The sequence below is a fragment of the Euryarchaeota archaeon genome (assembly GCA_016207515.1).
Classification (GTDB): domain Archaea; phylum Thermoplasmatota; class SW-10-69-26; order JACQPN01; family JACQPN01; genus JACQPN01.
Genome location: JACQPN010000022.1, coordinates 125,453 through 142,367, shown reverse-complemented (window position 1 = coordinate 142,367; position 16,915 = coordinate 125,453). Strand labels below are relative to the sequence as shown.

The 16,915-nt window shown below is 63.6% G+C and carries 13 protein-coding genes; 4 read left to right on the top strand and 9 right to left on the bottom strand.

Annotated features, from left to right (window positions below; all coding sequences use genetic code 11):
• Positions 1-121 precede the first annotated feature (121 nt).
• Genes HY556_10055 through HY556_10045 form a run of 3 tightly spaced genes read left to right on the top strand, consistent with a single transcriptional unit; the run spans position 122 to position 6,063 of the window.
• Positions 122-5,080, top strand: a complete 4,959-nt coding sequence (locus HY556_10055; GenBank protein ID MBI4394119.1) for a hypothetical protein — start codon at positions 122-124, stop codon at positions 5,078-5,080.
• Positions 5,080-5,550, top strand: coding sequence for a hypothetical protein (locus HY556_10050; protein ID MBI4394118.1), 471 nt, complete (start codon positions 5,080-5,082; stop codon positions 5,548-5,550). Before HY556_10055 ends, HY556_10050 begins: the two co-directional genes overlap by 1 nt.
• A gap of 18 nt (positions 5,551-5,568) precedes the next feature.
• Entirely contained in the window at positions 5,569-6,063 is a 495-nt protein-coding gene (locus HY556_10045; protein ID MBI4394117.1) for a hypothetical protein, read from the top strand.
• An 882-nt stretch (positions 6,064-6,945) separates the two neighbouring features.
• On the opposite strand, the gene HY556_10040 is transcribed toward HY556_10045, so the two are convergent.
• The 8 genes from HY556_10040 to HY556_10005 form a co-directional block, all read right to left on the bottom strand.
• The gene (locus HY556_10040; GenBank protein MBI4394116.1) at positions 6,946-8,124 is read right to left on the bottom strand and encodes a hypothetical protein; all 1,179 of its coding nucleotides are present in this window, start codon (positions 8,122-8,124) and stop codon (positions 6,946-6,948) included.
• A 462-nt stretch (positions 8,125-8,586) separates the two neighbouring features.
• Positions 8,587-9,930 carry a signal recognition particle protein gene (ffh, locus tag HY556_10035; GenBank protein ID MBI4394115.1) on the bottom strand — a complete coding sequence of 448 codons (1,344 nt, stop codon included), beginning with the start codon at positions 9,928-9,930 and terminating at the stop codon, positions 8,587-8,589.
• Between the two features lie 153 nt (positions 9,931-10,083).
• On the bottom strand, positions 10,084-10,647 hold the full coding sequence (locus HY556_10030; GenBank protein ID MBI4394114.1) for an XTP/dITP diphosphatase: 564 nt from the start codon (positions 10,645-10,647) through the stop codon (positions 10,084-10,086).
• Positions 10,648-10,735: 88 nt separating this feature from the next.
• Positions 10,736-11,245 (bottom strand): tetratricopeptide repeat protein, encoded by a 510-nt coding sequence (locus HY556_10025; protein ID MBI4394113.1) that lies wholly within the window; start codon positions 11,243-11,245, stop codon positions 10,736-10,738.
• Complete coding sequence (locus tag HY556_10020) at positions 11,242-11,619, bottom strand: hypothetical protein (protein MBI4394112.1); 378 nt, start codon at positions 11,617-11,619, stop codon at positions 11,242-11,244. Before HY556_10020 ends, HY556_10025 begins: the two co-directional genes overlap by 4 nt.
• A 1-nt stretch (position 11,620) precedes the next feature.
• On the bottom strand, positions 11,621-12,463 hold the full coding sequence (locus HY556_10015; GenBank protein MBI4394111.1) for a Kae1-associated serine/threonine protein kinase: 843 nt from the start codon (positions 12,461-12,463) through the stop codon (positions 11,621-11,623).
• The gene (locus tag HY556_10010; protein MBI4394110.1) at positions 12,460-13,440 is read right to left on the bottom strand and encodes a bifunctional N(6)-L-threonylcarbamoyladenine synthase/serine/threonine protein kinase; all 981 of its coding nucleotides are present in this window, start codon (positions 13,438-13,440) and stop codon (positions 12,460-12,462) included. Before HY556_10010 ends, HY556_10015 begins: the two co-directional genes overlap by 4 nt.
• Positions 13,441-13,442: 2 nt before the next feature.
• Positions 13,443-14,816: a DUF1743 domain-containing protein gene (locus HY556_10005; protein MBI4394109.1), complete on the bottom strand. Its 1,374-nt coding sequence runs from the start codon at positions 14,814-14,816 to the stop codon at positions 13,443-13,445.
• Between the two features lie 244 nt (positions 14,817-15,060).
• On the opposite strand from HY556_10005, the gene HY556_10000 reads away from it, so the two are divergent.
• Complete coding sequence (locus HY556_10000; GenBank protein MBI4394108.1) at positions 15,061-16,185, top strand: winged helix-turn-helix transcriptional regulator; 1,125 nt, start codon at positions 15,061-15,063, stop codon at positions 16,183-16,185.
• A gap of 33 nt (positions 16,186-16,218) precedes the next feature.
• Here HY556_10000 and HY556_09995 read toward each other — a convergent pair whose 3' ends face one another.
• Positions 16,219-16,896, bottom strand: a complete 678-nt coding sequence (locus HY556_09995; GenBank protein ID MBI4394107.1) for an HAD-IB family phosphatase — start codon at positions 16,894-16,896, stop codon at positions 16,219-16,221.
• Positions 16,897-16,915: the final 19 nt, after the last annotated feature.

Sequence of the window (16,915 nt, the reverse complement as noted above, 5' to 3'; positions counted from 1 at the left end):
ACTTGAACGCCGCTCCCGGCGGATCAGTTTCCGCCGGCGGTGTGGCGCACGAGACCGTGCACCGAGCCTACGAGGGAAGGGAAGGGCCTGTTCGGAGCCAAGGACGCACGCGGTGTAGCCCATGCTAGGCCCTCGAACCAGACAGATCGCAACGACAGCCCTCGTTATCGCCTTCATAGCCACCGCCGCGCCGGTCACCAATGAGGTGATTCGCGACTTCTCGCCCGTTGGGGAGGCGGCCGCTTGCCACCCCACCAGCTCGAATCACCACATCAGGAACCAGACCACGACAGACGCGCCGAACCCGTGCCTTGCGCGGACCTCGTCCGAGATCGACCTTCAGATAGACTTCAACGTGTGCAAGCCCCACTGCGGCGGGCCGGAAATGGCGTCCCTCGCGCCGTACCCGACGTTTTTCAAGCTGGATGGCGGAAACGGCTCCTGGCCGGAAAGGACCGGCGACGTCATCCTTATCCGGTTCAACATCACCAACGGCGCCCGCGTGTCCCAGTTGGCCACGGACCCCAACGAGGCCTGGGACTTCTACGTCACGGTGCGCGACCTGGACGGGATCGTCGTGAACTCCGTCAACTCGGAGGCGTTCAAGGTCAATGGCACGGTCGCAGGTCAACAGAGCGGTTGTGATAACGAACGGTTCCTGAGCCTTGTTGGCACCAACAATTCACGTTGTTTCATCAAGAGCCTGCGTGGCGGCGACCGGCGTACCATCGAAATGAGATACACGTTGGCCACCCCCGAGGACAAGGTGGGCGTCCATCGCATCCAGGTGCACGTGGACGCGGGACTCGACGTCTGCGAAGCCGGCGAAGTGGCGACGGTAGGTGGGCAGCCCAACTGCGGCGTCGACGACATCGACGACGACGATCCGACATCGCCCTCGAACAACCTGAAATACGCTGGCATCGTCGTCGGCAAGAAGCCGGACCTCGGCATCGTCTCCATCGGAGGGAGTGCCTGGCAGACCTACTCCGCCGGCGGCGGCGCCTGCACCGATTCGACCCCGGCCGCAACGACCCGGCAGGTCCCGTCCGACGACCTTTACTCTCACTACACGCCGTACTGCACTTTCTTCCGTGACACGTACGTCGTGAACTGGGGCGATTTCCCCACGGTGTTCGCGAACTCGACGGTCGACAAGGACACGGGCACGATCTTGGCGAACACGTCCTGGGTCGCCGTCCCCATCTACGTCAACACGACCTGCACGGGTGTCCAGAGCGGGACATCACCAAGAGCGTTTTGCAACAAGAAGATCCCGATAATCACGAACAAGTGGATGGAACCACGCATCCTCGACGTGGGCGCCGATTTCAGCGGGAACCGATCCGCTAGCTACGGCCTGAATACCAACATCCCCCCGTTGGACCTCGCCACGGCCGCCGGGACTTTCACCGTGGGTTTCCAGATCGATGCGGACAAGTACCTGCCGGCGCCGACGCCTGAAAACGACACCACGTCGCGCGAGATCGCAGTGAAAGGGGCGGATATCACGGCAAGCGTCCTAGGGCTCAAGGCGACGCCGTACGGCGCCACAGAGCCCATCAGTTTCACGGTGAAGGTGTCGAACCTCGGCGATTGGCCCGCCGGCGGCGAGCAATCTCGCACGAACTCGTCGAGCGCGAAGTTCACGATGACCGTCTGGCGCGACTCGAAGGATTCGACTGCCTTGAGCCCGACGCCTTGGACCGTCTCGAAACTCGGAGCGGCGAACGGCACCGCCGACAACGAGGCGAGCCTCCTCTTCAACAACCTCACCGCGTCCGCGATCGGCGGCGGCTCCCACAAGATAATCGTGGAACTCGACACGAGCGACATCGTGGCCGAGACGAACGAGACGAATACGTACGAATTCCCGTTCGTCGTCACCGACCTCGTGGCACCCACTGTGGAGAACGGCTACAGGCTGGATGCGGAGACCTTATTCCCCGCGCTGAACTACACGGAGCCACGCTACCCCAACAACAACACCATCGTCTACTGTTACAACGACGTGAACGCCAATCCGCCGGAGCTCTGCAAGTCCTGGGACGCGCCGGCGAACAAGAAGAGCTACGTGAGGATCAACGCCAGTGTCACGGACAACGACCTCAACCTCGCCTCCGTCCAAGTGAACCTGACGGTCGGTGGCAACTCGACTCTTCATAACATGACCCGATGCACGGCGGTCCTTTGCCCCGGTGCGACGAGCACATCCTCGAACTACTTCCTCAACCAGAGCTACGACGTCAAGGGGACTTACACCTACAAGGTCGTCGCGATCGACCCGAGCGGGAACAAGGGCGAGGGCCCGGCAAGGAGCTTCAAGATAGTGTCGTTCCCGAAGATCCTCAGCACGTCGAACGTCGAACCCGCGGACCGGGTCGAATTCAACGGCACAAACTATTTCAACGTCACTTTGAGAATTGACAAGAGCGGCCACAACATCAACGATGTGACCGACCCCACTCGTGTGAACATCACGTTTGGAAACGCCACCAGCATCTTGTTCTCCGGACCCATGAGTATCAACGTCACGTGCTTTCGCGACGGAAACGCAATCGACTGCGATAGCCCATTCTTCAACGAGGCCGTCGCAAATAACGTGAAAGTAGTCAGGTTTTTCTTTGACACGTTCATCGCCGGCATCGACCTATCGGACCCGGACACCGACATTGGAACGTACACGTATTCGATGTCGTTCACCGATTCGCTGAACGACACACTCCGAATCCCCGCGACCAACTATACCGTCCACCTCCAGGACTCGATCCCCGCAGCGCTTACCAACACCCTTGTACGCCCGACGGGACTCAAGGCGCCGCAGACTTTCAAGATCAACACGACCGTGTTGGAGAACGTGATGGTGCGTAATGCCACGATCCTCATCACGAAGGCGGGACGCACGATCGCGAACGCGACGATGGTGCGCGACACGTCGGACACGACGCATTGGCTTCGGACGGCGACGAACGGCTCCGGCAACTATACTTTCACGGCGGCCACGGGCCGTGGGACCGCGTTCGCGGAGGCCGGTTCCTACACGTTCAACATCACCGTGATCGACGCGAACCGCACGCCCACCTACTTCCAGGCGAACTTCAACCTTGGAGACGACACGGACCCGGTCTTTGACGAGGCGAACGTTGGAGTGACGCCGATCCGGCAGGAGATAAACGGCAACGTCACGATATACGCGAAAGCGACGGACAACACGAACTTCACGGTGACGGCGCGAGTTGTGAACCAAACCACCGCCACAGTGACAGACGCCACGCTCACGGACGACGACGGCGACGGGAACTACACGCTTGAGCTCACTTGTGCCAACCTGGGCGTTCCGCCACCCCACGACTACCTTGTGACGATAACCGCGACCGATTCCGCCGGGAACTTTGAGAACCGCCCAACCGGCGGGTACCAATGCGTGCAGAACCTTCCCCCGCTCTATTCGGGCGAGAGCCCGAAGGCAGGCGGTTTCTCCAACCTTCGACCCGTCATCAGCGTTGAAGTGCGCGATGCGGCCAATGGTGTCCAACTCGATTCCATCGGAATGAGTATCCAACGCGAGGGCGGCTCGACGACCCCGGTGAATGCGCAAAAGGTCGCGATAACGAACGGTTACAGGCTATCGTACCAGGTGGAACCGTCGGATGGTTTCCGCCCGCGCGACCTCGTCACAGTGACCGTCACCGCCAAGGACCTCTCGCCTGTACAGCTCCAGAGCAACTTCACGTGGACGTTCCGTGTCGACGCGCTTGCGCCCGAGATCACGTTAGTACTCGACCCCAAGGTGCTCCAAGGGGACTCGACGCTTATCTCCGACAAGACACGGCTCAATTTCACGGCGGTAGATCTCGACCCGCCGGACAACGTCGCTTCCTCGGGTGTGGCCTTCATCAACTTCACCATCGAGCGCGGCACCTCGGTCTATTCCGACCGGGTGAACGCATCGGTCGCGTCGCTGCGGCTCGGGCAACTGCCGGTGTTCGCGGGCGAGGGAAGCTACAAGATCAGCTACTTCGCGGCGGACAACGTCGGCAATTCCGGGACAAAGAAGACGACGAACGTGCTCGTCGTCACGACTCCGCCGAGCGTGAGTTCGCAATCTACCCTCGACGGCCATGTGACCGCGACCGCGTCGTCCACGAAGGACATCCCCATCATGGCGCTGACATTGTTCGCGAAGGCGGGCGGCGACGCCGGCTACACGCAGGTGCTCATGACGAAGGAAAGCGCCACGACGTGGTCCGCCGATCTCCCGGTGAAGCCGAAGGGGACGCTCATCTCCTACTACTCGCGGGCCGAGGACGAGCTGGAGAACGTCGGCCGCGACCGGGACCCAACGACGCCCAATACGCTTCGCGTGGCCAACCACCCACCGAAGATCGAGATATTGACGCCGAAGGCGAACGACACGATCGGCGCCACCTACCGCGTCCAATGGACGGCCACCGACGTGGATGCGTCCGACACGTTGACCATCACCATCGATTACAAGGCCACCGGGTCCGCGGGGGACTACGTCCTCCTCAGGGAGCGGCTCCCGAACTCCGGGTCCGCGTCCCTCAACACGTCGCTTCTACCCGATGGGGCCGTTGAACTGCGGCTACGTGCGAACGACGGCACGGCCGACGGGGCCGCTAGCGTCGCCGTGACGGTCGACAACAAGAAGCCGCTCGTCCAAGCCGTCTCGCCGCCTTCGAACGCCCAAGTCGGCGTCCCGATCGTCTTGCAGGCAAGCGTCGGAAAGGCCGCCACCGCCGTCGAAGCACGGGTGACCCGCGGCACGGAGGTCATCGTCGTCGTCCAATTGAACGACGCGGGCACGAACGGCGATTCGGTGGCCGGGGACGGCATCTGGGGCGGCAGACTCTCGCTCGACGCCGCGGGCAACTACAAGGTCGATTTCGTGGCGCAGTTCGCCGACGGGGGCGAAGGCGTATCGACGGACAGTGTGAACTTCACGGTGACCGGCGGCGGAAGCCTTCCGCCCGGCGGGAGCCTCTTCACCGCCGCGATGGTGATACTCGCAGCAGCGACCGTGGGCCTTGCGGTCCTTGGCCTTCGGAGGCGAAAGTGATGGAACTCGACGAGTCGACGCGCGGGAACGTCTTCAAAGGCGGCGCCGCGGCGGCCGTGGTCGTGCTGGCAATCTACTTCGTCCTCCTTGCCACGGGCCCGATCGACGGTGCCCTTGCGTACCTGCTGCTCTTGTTGCTCATCGTGATCCTCGCCGCCGTGGGTTACGTGTTCAGGGACCAAAGGCGCACTGGAAGCGGCATGGACCTCGCCGAGCCGGAGCCGCTCGCCGCCGATACGATGACCATCGAGGCGCAACCCGTCGAGACGGGTGAGACGCCTCCGCCCGCGGCACGCGCCTTGGACCAAGGCGCCGGCGGGGGAAGCGCGCCTTCCTGGGAAACGCCGAAGCAACCGGTGAAACGGATCCGATGCAAGTCCTGCGCGACTATCTTCAATTTCGACGACGCCAAACCAGTCCAGACGTGCCCCAATTGCGGACGTAGCGGCACGGCGACGAGAGCGCCGTGATGAAGGAGTAGTACACCGATGGCGAAGAAGACCAAAGCCCCGAAGCAAGACGCGACGACGAAGGAATTCGTCGTCCAGGTCAAGACACCGCTCCTCCTCATCATCCTCCCCGTACTCGCCTTGGTCGTGTTCTTGGTCGTCGTCGGCATCAACAGCGGCATCATCGATTCACGCGCCATCGGGAACGTGCCCTTCGAGACGTACGTGTACGGCGGAACGGCCGTGATGGCCGTCCTCCTCGTCGCCGAGATGATCCTCCTTCTCCAACGCGCGGCCGAACCCGAGGCGGTCGAGACGGCGCTCGAACCCATCCCGCTCGTCGACAAGCGCGACGAACTCGGCGAACTGGTCCTCACGCAGGACAACCACCAGGGAAGACAGGTGGTCGAGTACTCAAGGCCGCCAAAAAGCAGGAACAAGGGCGCCATCTACGTGAAGACGTTCATCGAACTCGATGGAAAATACGTCTTACGCGCCGAAGAGATGATCGCGGAAGAGAAGCAATACTTGTGATGGGCGGGAGAGACCCGCCTCATCATGCCACCTCTTACTGCGGACAACCTAGGGGATAGTCGTGGCAATCATCCGGCACGCCTGGTGGCCCTCCTGGATTTGATCCAGGCAACCCTGGAGGGATAACGCCTGGAGGGGCCACGCCTTCCAGCGTTTCGAAGAGGGGCGCTGTCATGGATTCAATCATTTGCGTGGGACAGATTCCGGGACCTTGACCGCCAATACCCGCCTGGGCGACGCCCTGTTGAGCCGTCCCTGGCAGACCAGGTTGGCCGGGAGGCTCCCCGCTGCCGCCGGAACCTCCGACTCCGGGCGCCGCGACGCTTCTTGCGTCCCCACCCTTTCCGCCCCGCCCGCAGAGGCCGGTGCCTCCATTGCCGCCGGTCGCGGTGCCAGATGCAGCGTTGCCGCCGGGTCCACCATTACCGCCTGCGCATGCGCCGCCGACAAGAATGTCGCCGCCCGCGCCGCCGTCTCCCCCTTTTCCGCCATATGCCTCCGAGCGGGCCGATCCGCCGTCGCCACCATCCATTACTCCATTGCCGCCGTTTCCACCATTGGCCGCCCCCGAGGTGACGGATCCACCGGCGCCGCCCGGACCCCCCGGCGTACAATTGAGCCAGCCATCCGTTCCTTGAGCCCCGGTCGCGCCATCGTCGCCACGTAACACGATGCACGCGTCCCCTCCATCGCCACCGCTGCCGGTTGAGCTGTCGAGACCAGGCACGCCCTGCGCCATGTTGCAAGTCGACGTCACCGCTAACGCCCCGGGCACACTTTGGGCAAGGAGTACGCAAAACACCACACCAATCAGAAAACCTCTTTGGGGTTTCATGCCGGTGAATCGAGAACTAGGCGCATAAAGGAGTGTCAACCGCTGGTTTACAATGAAGGTCGCCGTCGTCGGCCAGCGAGGGCCAAGGCCATCAACACTAAAACGCCCTCCCCGGGAACAGTTCGCGATTGCTGTTCAACGACATCGAAGCAAGAAGAATTACCTTGGTCGCCGCCCCGACTGTCCACCACCGCGGCACCGCCCGCCCCCCCGCTGCCCGCCAAGCCGGTCCCTCCATCGCCGCCTCGGGTGCCATGATAGAAGCCCGGTTTTGGCGGGTAGTAGCCATTTGCTCCACCGGTCCCGGCCCTTATTGGAGATGACGCGTTTCCTCCTCGACCGCCAAGATTGGAGCCATAGGCATCTCCGCCGTTTCCACCGTTGAGTCCCGCACCCCCGTCACCTCCAATAGCGCTGTAAAGTCCTCCGTCGCCCCCGTCGCCGGCGTGAACGTGACCGCTAGCCAGACCCGCGTCGTACGAAACATAACAGGCTGCAAGTCCATCTCCGCCCGTTCCCGCGATGGCGGTCGCATTGCCCCCGCGGCCCCCGGTCGCGTTCTGGGCGATTCCGCCGGTCCCGCCGAACGCCTCTGCGTCTCCGCCGGTGCCGCCCTTGCCATCCACGGGCCCACAAGAGCCGCCCTGGGCGGAGGAGTACGCCCATTCGCCATCGCCGCCGCCAAGGCTAGCATTCCTTCCCACCATTCGACTGGAGGTGCCGTTGACGCTGCTGCAATCCTCGCCGTCCTGGCCCGCGGCGGCGGCTTCACCCCCGTGGCCGCCGTTGCCGTCGGTGATACGCACGAGCGCACGCGCCTCACCTCTAACGTTCACGAACCCGCCGGAACCCCCCGCACCGCCGATGGCCTTTGCGTCCCGAAATCCTGACGCCGTGGCCGACCCTCCCGCGCCGCCTGCCCCCGCCGTGACTGACGCCGGTCCACCCACAATAGCTTCGGCGATGATCAACACGCGGCCACCCTTGCCTCCGTTCCCACCCATTGCGATTCCGTGCGCCATGGCGTTCTTGCCATCGCGGCCGTCCGCAGCGCGTATTTCGAGGCCAGGGAGGAGGGTCAACGTCCCGCCGACCCGGATGGTGATGTCGGGCCCGTCAGAACCCTCCAAAGGTGCGGTAGTTGTCGCGATGAGACCCCCAAGGACCAGATCGCCCGCGACGTCGACGATGACTGCGGCGCCGGCCGGGACTGCCGGCAGGTCCATGGTTTTTGTGGAGGCCGGGTACAAATCGGCGTACTCCGGCGGCTCGGCCAAGGAGGTTTGCGCCACGGCGGAAATGACAGTCAGGGCTACCGATACTGCGAACAACTTACCGATAAAGTCACCTCCGCGCACCCGGGCCTCATTACGACCAAGCCATGGAGCTGTATGTCCAAAGTCCTCAGGCGATAGGTTCGAAATCGATCGGTCCCCGCCGTCACCACTATACCCCGACGAGCGAGACGCCCTAAGAGCTTGTGGGCACCCTGGCGAGATAGTTCCAAACGGCGGCCCAGTTCTGAAGCGGTCGTTTGTCCGCCGCCGAGGAGGGCAATCGCGGCTAATTCGGATGCCGAAAGCAACGTCGCGTATGCGTCCGCCAATTTTCCTCCCCAAGGAGGGAAGGACGGGGGGGGGGTCATGAACTTATTCCGGCGATCCTCGCCGGATCTATTCGGCCGCTTCCTAGTTTTCCTCCATCCCCCCGAATTGCTCCATCAATTTCTTCTGCATCTTCTTGTTGCCGGCGAACGACTTCACGGCCCTTTTGCTGGTCTCGTAGTACTTTAGGAGGTCTTTTACTTCCTTCGGCGTCACCCCTGCGCCCTTCGCGATCCGAGCGATCCTCGTGCCCTTGATCTCGTCCGGGTTCTCCAACTCCTCCTCGGTCATCGAGTCCATGACGACGCGGAACCGCTTGAGGCGCGCCTGTGTTTCGTCCATGTGGCCGGCCGGCATCTTCGCCTTGGCGCCGCTAATGCCGGGGATCATGTCCATGACCTTCGACAACGGGCCCATCTGGGTGAGCATGTCCATCTGGTCGCGCATGTCACGAAGCGTGAACTTCCCGCTCATGATCTTCTTCGCGGCCCGCTCCGCCTCCGCCTCGTCCTCGACGACCTCCTGGGCCTTCTCAAGAAGCGTCTGTATGTCGCCCATCCCGAGGAGGCGCGATATGAACCTTGCCGAATCGAACTTCTCGAAATCGTCGACGTGCTCCCCCACCCCGATGAACACGATGGGAGCGCCCGTTTCGGCGACGGCGGAAAGGGCGCCTCCGGCCTTGGCCGTGCCGTCCAGTTTCGTGACGATGACGCCAGTGAGACCCGCGACCGACGTTGCGAACGCCTTCGCCTGCGGACCCGCTTGTTGGCCCACTTGGGCATCAAGCACCAGGAGTTTCTCCTGCGGGTTCACGATGCGTGCGACCGCCTCGATCTCTTTCATCAGTTCATCGTCGAGACTGTGCCGGCCGGCCGTATCGACGATGAAGACGTCCCCCTTGATCGCGGCGAGGCCGCGCTTCACGATCCCCGGCGCGTCGGTGACACCCGGTTCTCCGTAGAAGGGGCATTTCACCTGTTCGCTCAATTGCTTCAATTGATCGTATGCGGCCGGTCTGTGCACGTCGGCGGCGATCAAGGCGGGCCGCAGCCCTTTCTTCTGGAAGTACTTGGCCAACTTTCCGGCGGTCGTCGTCTTGCCTTGGCCGTAGAGCCCGAGGAGCATTATCCGTTGGGAGCGCACCGCGACCTCACGGGGCTTGCCGAGAATCGCCACAAGTTCCTCGTAGACTATACGCACCACGTGCTCTCGCGGGTGCGCACCCGGCTTTGGCTTCTCGGTGAGGCTGCGGTCCTCGATCCGTTTCGTTATCTGGAGGACCAGTTTCACGTTGACGTCCGCCTGCAGCAGGGCTCGCTGGATGTCGCGGACCACCTCCTTCACGAGGTCGGCGTCGATGCGCGTCGCGTTGGCGACCTTGGCGAGGGTCTTTCGCAACGAGTCGCCTAAGTTATCGAGGACCATTCGACACGGCAGGGTGGGTCAAGGGGGATAAAGGTTTCTCCGATGCGCGGACCTGGCGCACGTACGCCGTCTCTCCGGCGTCGACGCGATTCGGGGGAACGCTCATCTCGGATGCCCGGCCCACGACCGTGGCTCACGATCGATTGTGCCCGGTCACTCGTCGTCATGATACGAGGCGAACTTCGAGAGTGCTCGACCCCGGTGGCTCAGGGCGTTCTTGGCGCCGGTTTCCAGTTCGGAAAAGGTGAGGGTCGAGCCCTCGGGGCTGAACACGGGGTCGAAACCGAAGCCTCGCGTTCCCCTCGTCTCCGTGGTGATCGATCCCGTGCAACTGCCCTCGAACACCAGCGGATCCGAGTTCGCGTCCTCGAGGTAGGCGATGACGGCCTCGAAACGCGCTCCGCGCTCGGCCACACCATGAAGAAGTTTGAGTAAGCCCCGGCAGCCGATAGTCCGTGAGACGTACGCCGAGTACACTCCGGGAAACCCCGCGAGCGCGTCAACGAAGAGACCTGCGTCGTCGACGAAGAACGGCGGCTCCACCTCCCCGCGTAGCTGCAGGAGTTTCGCCTGGGCGACCTCCTCCAGGGAATCCGCCTGGATCTCCACGGTCTTGACGGTCGAGTGGCGAAGAACGACCCGCGAGGCCGAGAGCAGAGTCTCCGCCTCGTGGAACTTGCCTGCATTGGACGTGACGAACGTGAGCGGGACCGGCACGGCCGGGGATAGGCGTAACAGAGAAGAATGTTACGTCCCTCGCTTCGAACGGTCGGCCGCGTCCGGCGCTAGCGGGCGCGCGTCTTGTTCATCCTTGTCTTGCCGATCTTGCCTCGGCCCGGGCGAGGAGGATCTCTGCTTTCCGGTTCCCGGGTTCCAAGGCGAGGATGCGCTGTGCCGCCTCCGCGACGGCGTCGTAACGTCGTTTGGCGACGTAGAGTCGGGCGAGGAGCAACCAGACGTCCGCGTCCTCCGGGTGCCTTGTCAAATACTGCTCCCAATTCTCCACCATTCGAGTGATCCGGTCGTCCTGTTTGTATTCGCTCGACAGGAAAATGTCGCGCCGGTCGTAGAACTCGAAATCCTCCGGCGCGATGTCTATTGCGCGCTGGTAGGCGGCAAGCGAGCCCGAGGGATCCTTCATCGCGTTCCTCGCGTAGGCTAGGAACTCCCACGCCTCGCGAGACTGCGGGAACGCTTCCACCAACGAGCTCGACAGCTCGTCGAGTTCCTTGTTGTGGTTCTTGAGGTAAAGGCGCTCGGCCTCGTCAAGGCCTTCTCCGAGCCTTCGCCGCGGGTCCTTCCCGGTGGCGGTCAACGTCTACCCACCACGCTCATGCGGGCCTTCACCAGTTCCCCATCCTCGCCTACCGCGATGCGAAGGAGCCAGGCCCCTCGTTCCGGCCGGTCCGCGTGGACGGCAGGGCCGGGAAGCCCCGCTGGCGCCGCATGGTACGTTCCCGACGGTGACACGAATGCGAAGGAGGCGTTGGCTTGCTGGAGGATGTCGTACTGGTTGTAGATGCGTAGGAAATCCTCCTTCACGTCGAACGGGTAATCGGCCAAGCCCGGGTCGAGCCTTTCGATCTCGAAGCTTGCGATGAGTGCGTCCGTCGTTTGCCGCGCGGGCGTCGCAAGGCAACCTGGAAGAAGGAGAAGGACCACGAAGACCGCCGTGGATCGGCCGATCAATTCACTCTCCACCCTTGTACCTGCCCCGCTTGGCGATTCGCGTAAGTCTTCTCGCGACCGCCTTCGCCGATCTCCCCCTCGCGTAGCCATTCATCACGTGCCGGAACCCCGCGGCCCCGACGGCGTGCGAGGCGGTGAGCGATTCCTGGAAGGCGTGGAGGTCGGTGCCCATGTCCTCGATGTCCACTGAGAAAGCGCCGAGCCCGAAGTCGATCAACGCGATGGACCCGTCCGTCACGAGCATATTGCTTGTGGTGAGGTCCCCATGGATGATGCCGCTGGCGTGAAGGCGTGCGACCGCGGAACCGGCCGCCTCCAAGAGGGGCTTCGCCGCTGCCGCACCGGACGAGTCGAGGACGTCCTTTAGCCTCCTTCCGGGCAACCGCTCCATCGTGATGACGCCCGCGACTAGGTCCACGTCGTAGATTATCGGCGTCCGGCAACCGGCGGAGCGCGCGTCGTGCAACAGGCGCGCTTCGAGCCTGGTCCTTTCCCGACGCAACCGCGAATCGATCTCACGATGCCGGTAAATCTTCGGGATACGGCGCTTCTCCACGGCGGGGCGCCCGTTGGAATCGACCATTGTGAGCGTCGCCTCCGCGCCGCGCACCGACCCCTTTTCCAAGGCGAGGCTCGAGGCGCCCGTGCCAGTCGTTACCCTGCCCTGGTCTTGTCGGGCCTTCGGGCCCGTTCTTGCCCGGCCCCGGGCTTGTCGGATCTCCGGGCCCGTCTTTCCCCGCAGCCGGCCTTTGGTCGTCTTTGCGGCCCCTCCACGCTTCGCGACGCGGCCATTCGCCTCGCGCTTCGCTTCCTTGCGACTGGCCGGTCCAAGGCGCTTCTTCATCGCCAAGTCACCTCCACGTCGTCCGTGCGGAACCGTTGGTCGACGACGCTTTCATCGATCGGTGTCACAACACCGCTCCTTTTCATCATGAGCCCGAGCCACGCTATCATCGCGCCGTTGTCCACACAGAGGTCGTCGCGGGGGACGAAGCTCTTCGCCCCGCGCTCCTCGCACATCGCCTGGACCATCGTCCTAAGTCGCTTGTTGCGAGCGACGCCGCCGCCCAGGAGGACTTCGTCGTACTCGAGATGCGCGAGGGCGCGTTCCGTGACCTCGGTGAGCATCGCGAACCCCCATTCCTGGAGGGAACCGGCGATGTTCTCGACACGCTCCCCCCGTCGCGCGTGCGCCGCCGCCGCAGTGATGAACCCGGAGAACGCGACGTCCATCCCCTTGACGCTGTAAGGCATATCGAGCAGCCGGTCGGCGCCGAGGGCCATCTTTTCGATGACGGGCCCCGCCGGGAAGGGAAGGTCCATTTCACGCCCGATCTTGTCGAGGCAGTTCCCGAGTCCTACGTCGAGCGTCTCGCCGAACACCCGGTATTTGCCGCGGGCGAACGCGATCACCTGCGTGTTCGCCCCCGATACGTAGAGGAGCACGGGGTCCTCGCACGGCGTCGTTGCGCGTCCGATCTCAAGGTGCGCGACGCAATGGTTCACGCCGACGAGAGGCACGTCAAGCGACAGGGCAAGCGATCTAGCGGCGGTGGCAGCGGTGCGCAGGCACGGTCCGAGGCCCGGGCCGCGGCTGAACGCGACCACGTCCACCTGGGACGGCGTGATCTTCGCATCGGTGAGGGCGGCCGAGATGAGGCCGGGGACCACGTCCGCGTGATGGTTCGCCGCGACCCGCGGATGGATGCCGCCTTCCTTGGGGCGTAGCATGTCGATGCGGTTGGCGAGGACGTTGCACCGCTCGTCGACGATCCCGACTCCCAGGGTATGGGCCGTCCCTTCGATCCCAAGCGAAATCATCGTCATGTCCCTCGCGCTGCGGCCGTCATCTCGATCGGCTCTCGCCCTTGGGCCTCCAGGATGAGGCGCACGGGTCTAGCGAGGTGGCGACGAGCGCATGTGGGGACCTCGTGCCAGCCGGGTCGGATGTCTCGCCGCGCGAGGCCCTGTCGCGCGGCCGTCTCGGGGGCCTTCGTGCCGCACGCCTTGCACCGGTAGCCCTTCGCGGCGCCGACGCTTTTCATGTGCTTGCCGCACTCGGCGCAAACGGGGTTCTCGAATCTGGTCTCCACGGCCGAGAGTCGGATGAGCCGGAACTTCTCGAGGTTCACGCACCATATGGGACCTGGCAAGGCCGGGCCGGGCGAGACGGAGCCGTAGACCGTGAGCCTGTCCCCGACCTTGAGAGCGAGGACCTTGGCCCTGAAACCGCGCGTCGGCTCGAAGGCGGCGCACTTGACGATGCCGGTCTCGTCCGCCAGGTCGAAGAACACGTGGCCGCCCCGCCTTGGCGTCGGCGTGCTCAGGACGTTGCCCGTGAGAGCGACCGACCCGTTCTCCCGGATGGTCGAGATCGTCCTCGTCACGATGTGATCGTCCGACCCGTGGTTCGTCGCGAAAAGCGTCCACTCCCCAAGGGGTTCACCTGATATCCGCGTGACCGCCGCGCGAAGATCCTTTGCGTCGAGGCCTCGAAGGCCAAAGAGGATGGGGCAAGGGGATGAAGGGACCATCGTGAGGTCGTCGTTCTCGGCGTCGTAATTGTCGAATGTCGTCGGAAAAACGTGGGAGATATCGATGACGCCCTGCTTCTCCACGCGGCGCGGTGTTCCCCACCGGTCATGCTCGCGATATGCGATCAATTCGTAGGCGGTGGCTCTCCCGGGCCATGCGAGGGCGCCGAGGGCGCCGATGATGCCGCGCCCGTTCTTGAATTCCCGGATCTCGGCGCCGATCGCCGACGCCTCCGACCGCGCCTCGTCCATCGTGACGACGCTGCGCACCGCGTTCCAGTAGTATTGTTCTCGGGGAAGCCTGTCGGTGACGACGACGCCGGGGTTCGTGCGCTCGTCCTCCAAGCGGGCGAAACGCGATACGACGCGCGACGCGCGATCGCATGCTTCGCTTAGCGGCACGCGGCCTGGATCGGCCTCGGCGTGGCCGGGTCTCACCGTCCCACCGACGCCCGAAACGGGCTCTTCGTCGCCGCGGCCTCGCCCGAACCGGACGGCTATGGCGCCGTTTCCGCGCGTCTTCCAAGGTATCGTAGGGTTCAACCGGACGAGCCGCGGCGCCCCGATGACGTCGAATTCCGCGAACTCCTCCATCAATCGATTCGCGAGGAACGTTGTACACATGCCGGCAAGCGAATCTGTGTCGTCGACGGCTACCCACATGCTGGCCCCCCACAGGATTACGACCGATGAAAGTTTTGGCCCGCCAGGGGACGGCGGTCACGTAGCCGGACATCCAACGGGGCTAGTGAGAGTCTCTCCGGATTATTCGGTCCCCAGCCAACTTTTCGTGCCAAATCTCCACCTCGCGTCGCCGTTTTGTCAACTTTCCCGGGAAATTGCAATTTACTGACCACAAACCTTATTATTGCTATCGAGGACTGTCGTAGTGTTAGTAGGGAGTAGGATGAAGTCAGGCAGGAGCAGGTCCTTAGTCGGAGTTGTCCTTATAAACCTCATTCTAGGCGCTGGCCTTGCCTCGGCCGACTCCGCGGCCGTCGACGTCGCCGGCGTTGAAGAGCAAGCCGGATCCATCGCGGCCCACGCTGCGGACACCGCATCCGACACCGCGGGAGCGATACTAGCGGAGATGGAGAAACAGACCGGTGCAGGATCTTCGAAGCCCCCGGAAAACCCGCCCCAGGCCGAGCCGAAGCAGGCTGACGCCCAAAATGCGGTGGAAACGGTCGTCGACCCGGCGATCGGGATCGACTACAGCAAGATCGACTTCGATGACGTCAACGCCGAGAACCCACCGCCCTCCCTGATGGGAGCGGTCACCGACACGATCCAATACATCGCCGGCGCCTTCAAGGGGGCAATAGGCCTCATCGCGGGTTTCGGCTCCGAGACCCAAAAGGACCCCGGAGCCGCCGCGGCCTCCGTCGCTGCCCTTGCCCAGGTGGCCGCCGTCGCCGCCGCCCAAGCGTTCGCCGTCCAGGCGATCCCCTTCGCGGTCTTCACGGGAGCGACGCTTGCGGTCGAGAACCCGTGGCTACGAGACCCCAAGCGGCTTCTCACGCCGCTTCTCATGCCTCTCTACACGCGCTTGGAGAAGAGCGAACTCCTCGACCATGAGGTGCGGGAACTCCTACACCAATCGATCGACACCGAGCCCGGTGTGACGATTGCCGAACTCGTGTCAAGAAGCGGCGTTTCAAGGAACGCCGTCTCCTACCACCTTCGTGTGATGGAGAAGCAGGGCCTCATCACTTCGCGCCGCCTCGGCCGCACCGTCCACCTCTTCATCAACGGAGCGCGCTTCGACGAGCCCGTCAAGGCGGCCGTCTCGGTCTTGAAGAACGGCACCACGCTTGCCATCGGCCAGTACATCAAGGAGCACCCCGGCGCCCCGCAAAGGGACCTCTGCGACAACTTCGCGATCACGGCAGGTGCGGCGAACTGGCACATCAAGAAGCTTGAGGAGATGGCGCTCGTCACGCGAGAACGCGATGGCCGCGTCATCAAGTACTTCCCCGGCGACGTGTGGGACCAGATGCAGGTCGCAACACCCGCCGTGAGTGCCGCATAGGGCCGCGCCAGCGGAATCTGCGCTTTCCATCTCCTACTGCATAGGGCGAGCGAGCCCGTCCGGACGGGTGAGGTGGGGGATGAGTCTTGTGAGGTCCTTGCCTTCGAACACGTGATGCGCTGACCGGCGGATGTGGTCGTCGAACGGGTTCACGGCGAAACCGGTGCCCACTTCCTTGAACATCTCCGCGTCGAAGCGGGAGTTGCCGACGGCGGCCGAGCGCTCACGCGTGGCCTTGAACCGCTCCAGGACGCTTCTCGTGGGGCCGCTTTTCCCACGTATTGGGACGTTCATCGCGGCTCGGCCGTTGAGGTAACCCTCGTGGTCGACCTCGATTGCGTTCGCGAGGAAGTGGTCGATCCCCAGTTCGTGGCAGACGCGTTCGGCCAGGATGTCGATCCCGCCCGTGATGAGCGCCGTCCTCGCTCCGCTACGCCGGATCTCCGAGAAGAGCTCGCCTGCTCCCGGCATGAGCGGCACCTTGTCAAGGACCGCGCGAACGTCGTCCACGTGGACCCGGCCCCGTTTCTCGAGCCACATGTCGATGTCGCGGCGCATGAACTCCATGTCGTCGATGTCGCCGCGTTGGTACGCGAGCCACGAGTCTGTGTTGTCCGTTCCGAACGAGCGGTGGACCCATTCCCAGCTGGAGAGCTCATCGACAAGGGTGCCGTCCATGTCGAAGACGATGAGGTCGAAACGACGGTCCACGGCCCTCGATGGCTTTTTT

Excerpts from the sequence above, each read along its gene's own strand:
- HY556_10055 (MBI4394119.1), top strand. The coding sequence starts at position 122 with ATGCTAGGCCCTCGAACCAGACAGATCGCAACGACAGCCCTCGTTATC.
- HY556_10050 (MBI4394118.1), top strand. The coding sequence starts at position 5,080 with ATGGAACTCGACGAGTCGACGCGCGGGAACGTCTTCAAAGGCGGCGCC.
- HY556_10045 (MBI4394117.1), top strand. The coding sequence starts at position 5,569 with ATGGCGAAGAAGACCAAAGCCCCGAAGCAAGACGCGACGACGAAGGAA.
- HY556_10040 (MBI4394116.1), bottom strand. The coding sequence starts at position 8,124 with ATGGACCTGCCGGCAGTCCCGGCCGGCGCCGCAGTCATCGTCGACGTC.
- ffh (MBI4394115.1), bottom strand. The coding sequence starts at position 9,930 with ATGGTCCTCGATAACTTAGGCGACTCGTTGCGAAAGACCCTCGCCAAG.
- HY556_10015 (MBI4394111.1), bottom strand. The coding sequence starts at position 12,463 with ATGAAGAAGCGCCTTGGACCGGCCAGTCGCAAGGAAGCGAAGCGCGAG.
- HY556_10010 (MBI4394110.1), bottom strand. The coding sequence starts at position 13,440 with ATGATTTCGCTTGGGATCGAAGGGACGGCCCATACCCTGGGAGTCGGG.
- HY556_10005 (MBI4394109.1), bottom strand. The coding sequence starts at position 14,816 with ATGTGGGTAGCCGTCGACGACACAGATTCGCTTGCCGGCATGTGTACA.
- HY556_10000 (MBI4394108.1), top strand. The coding sequence starts at position 15,061 with ATGAAGTCAGGCAGGAGCAGGTCCTTAGTCGGAGTTGTCCTTATAAAC.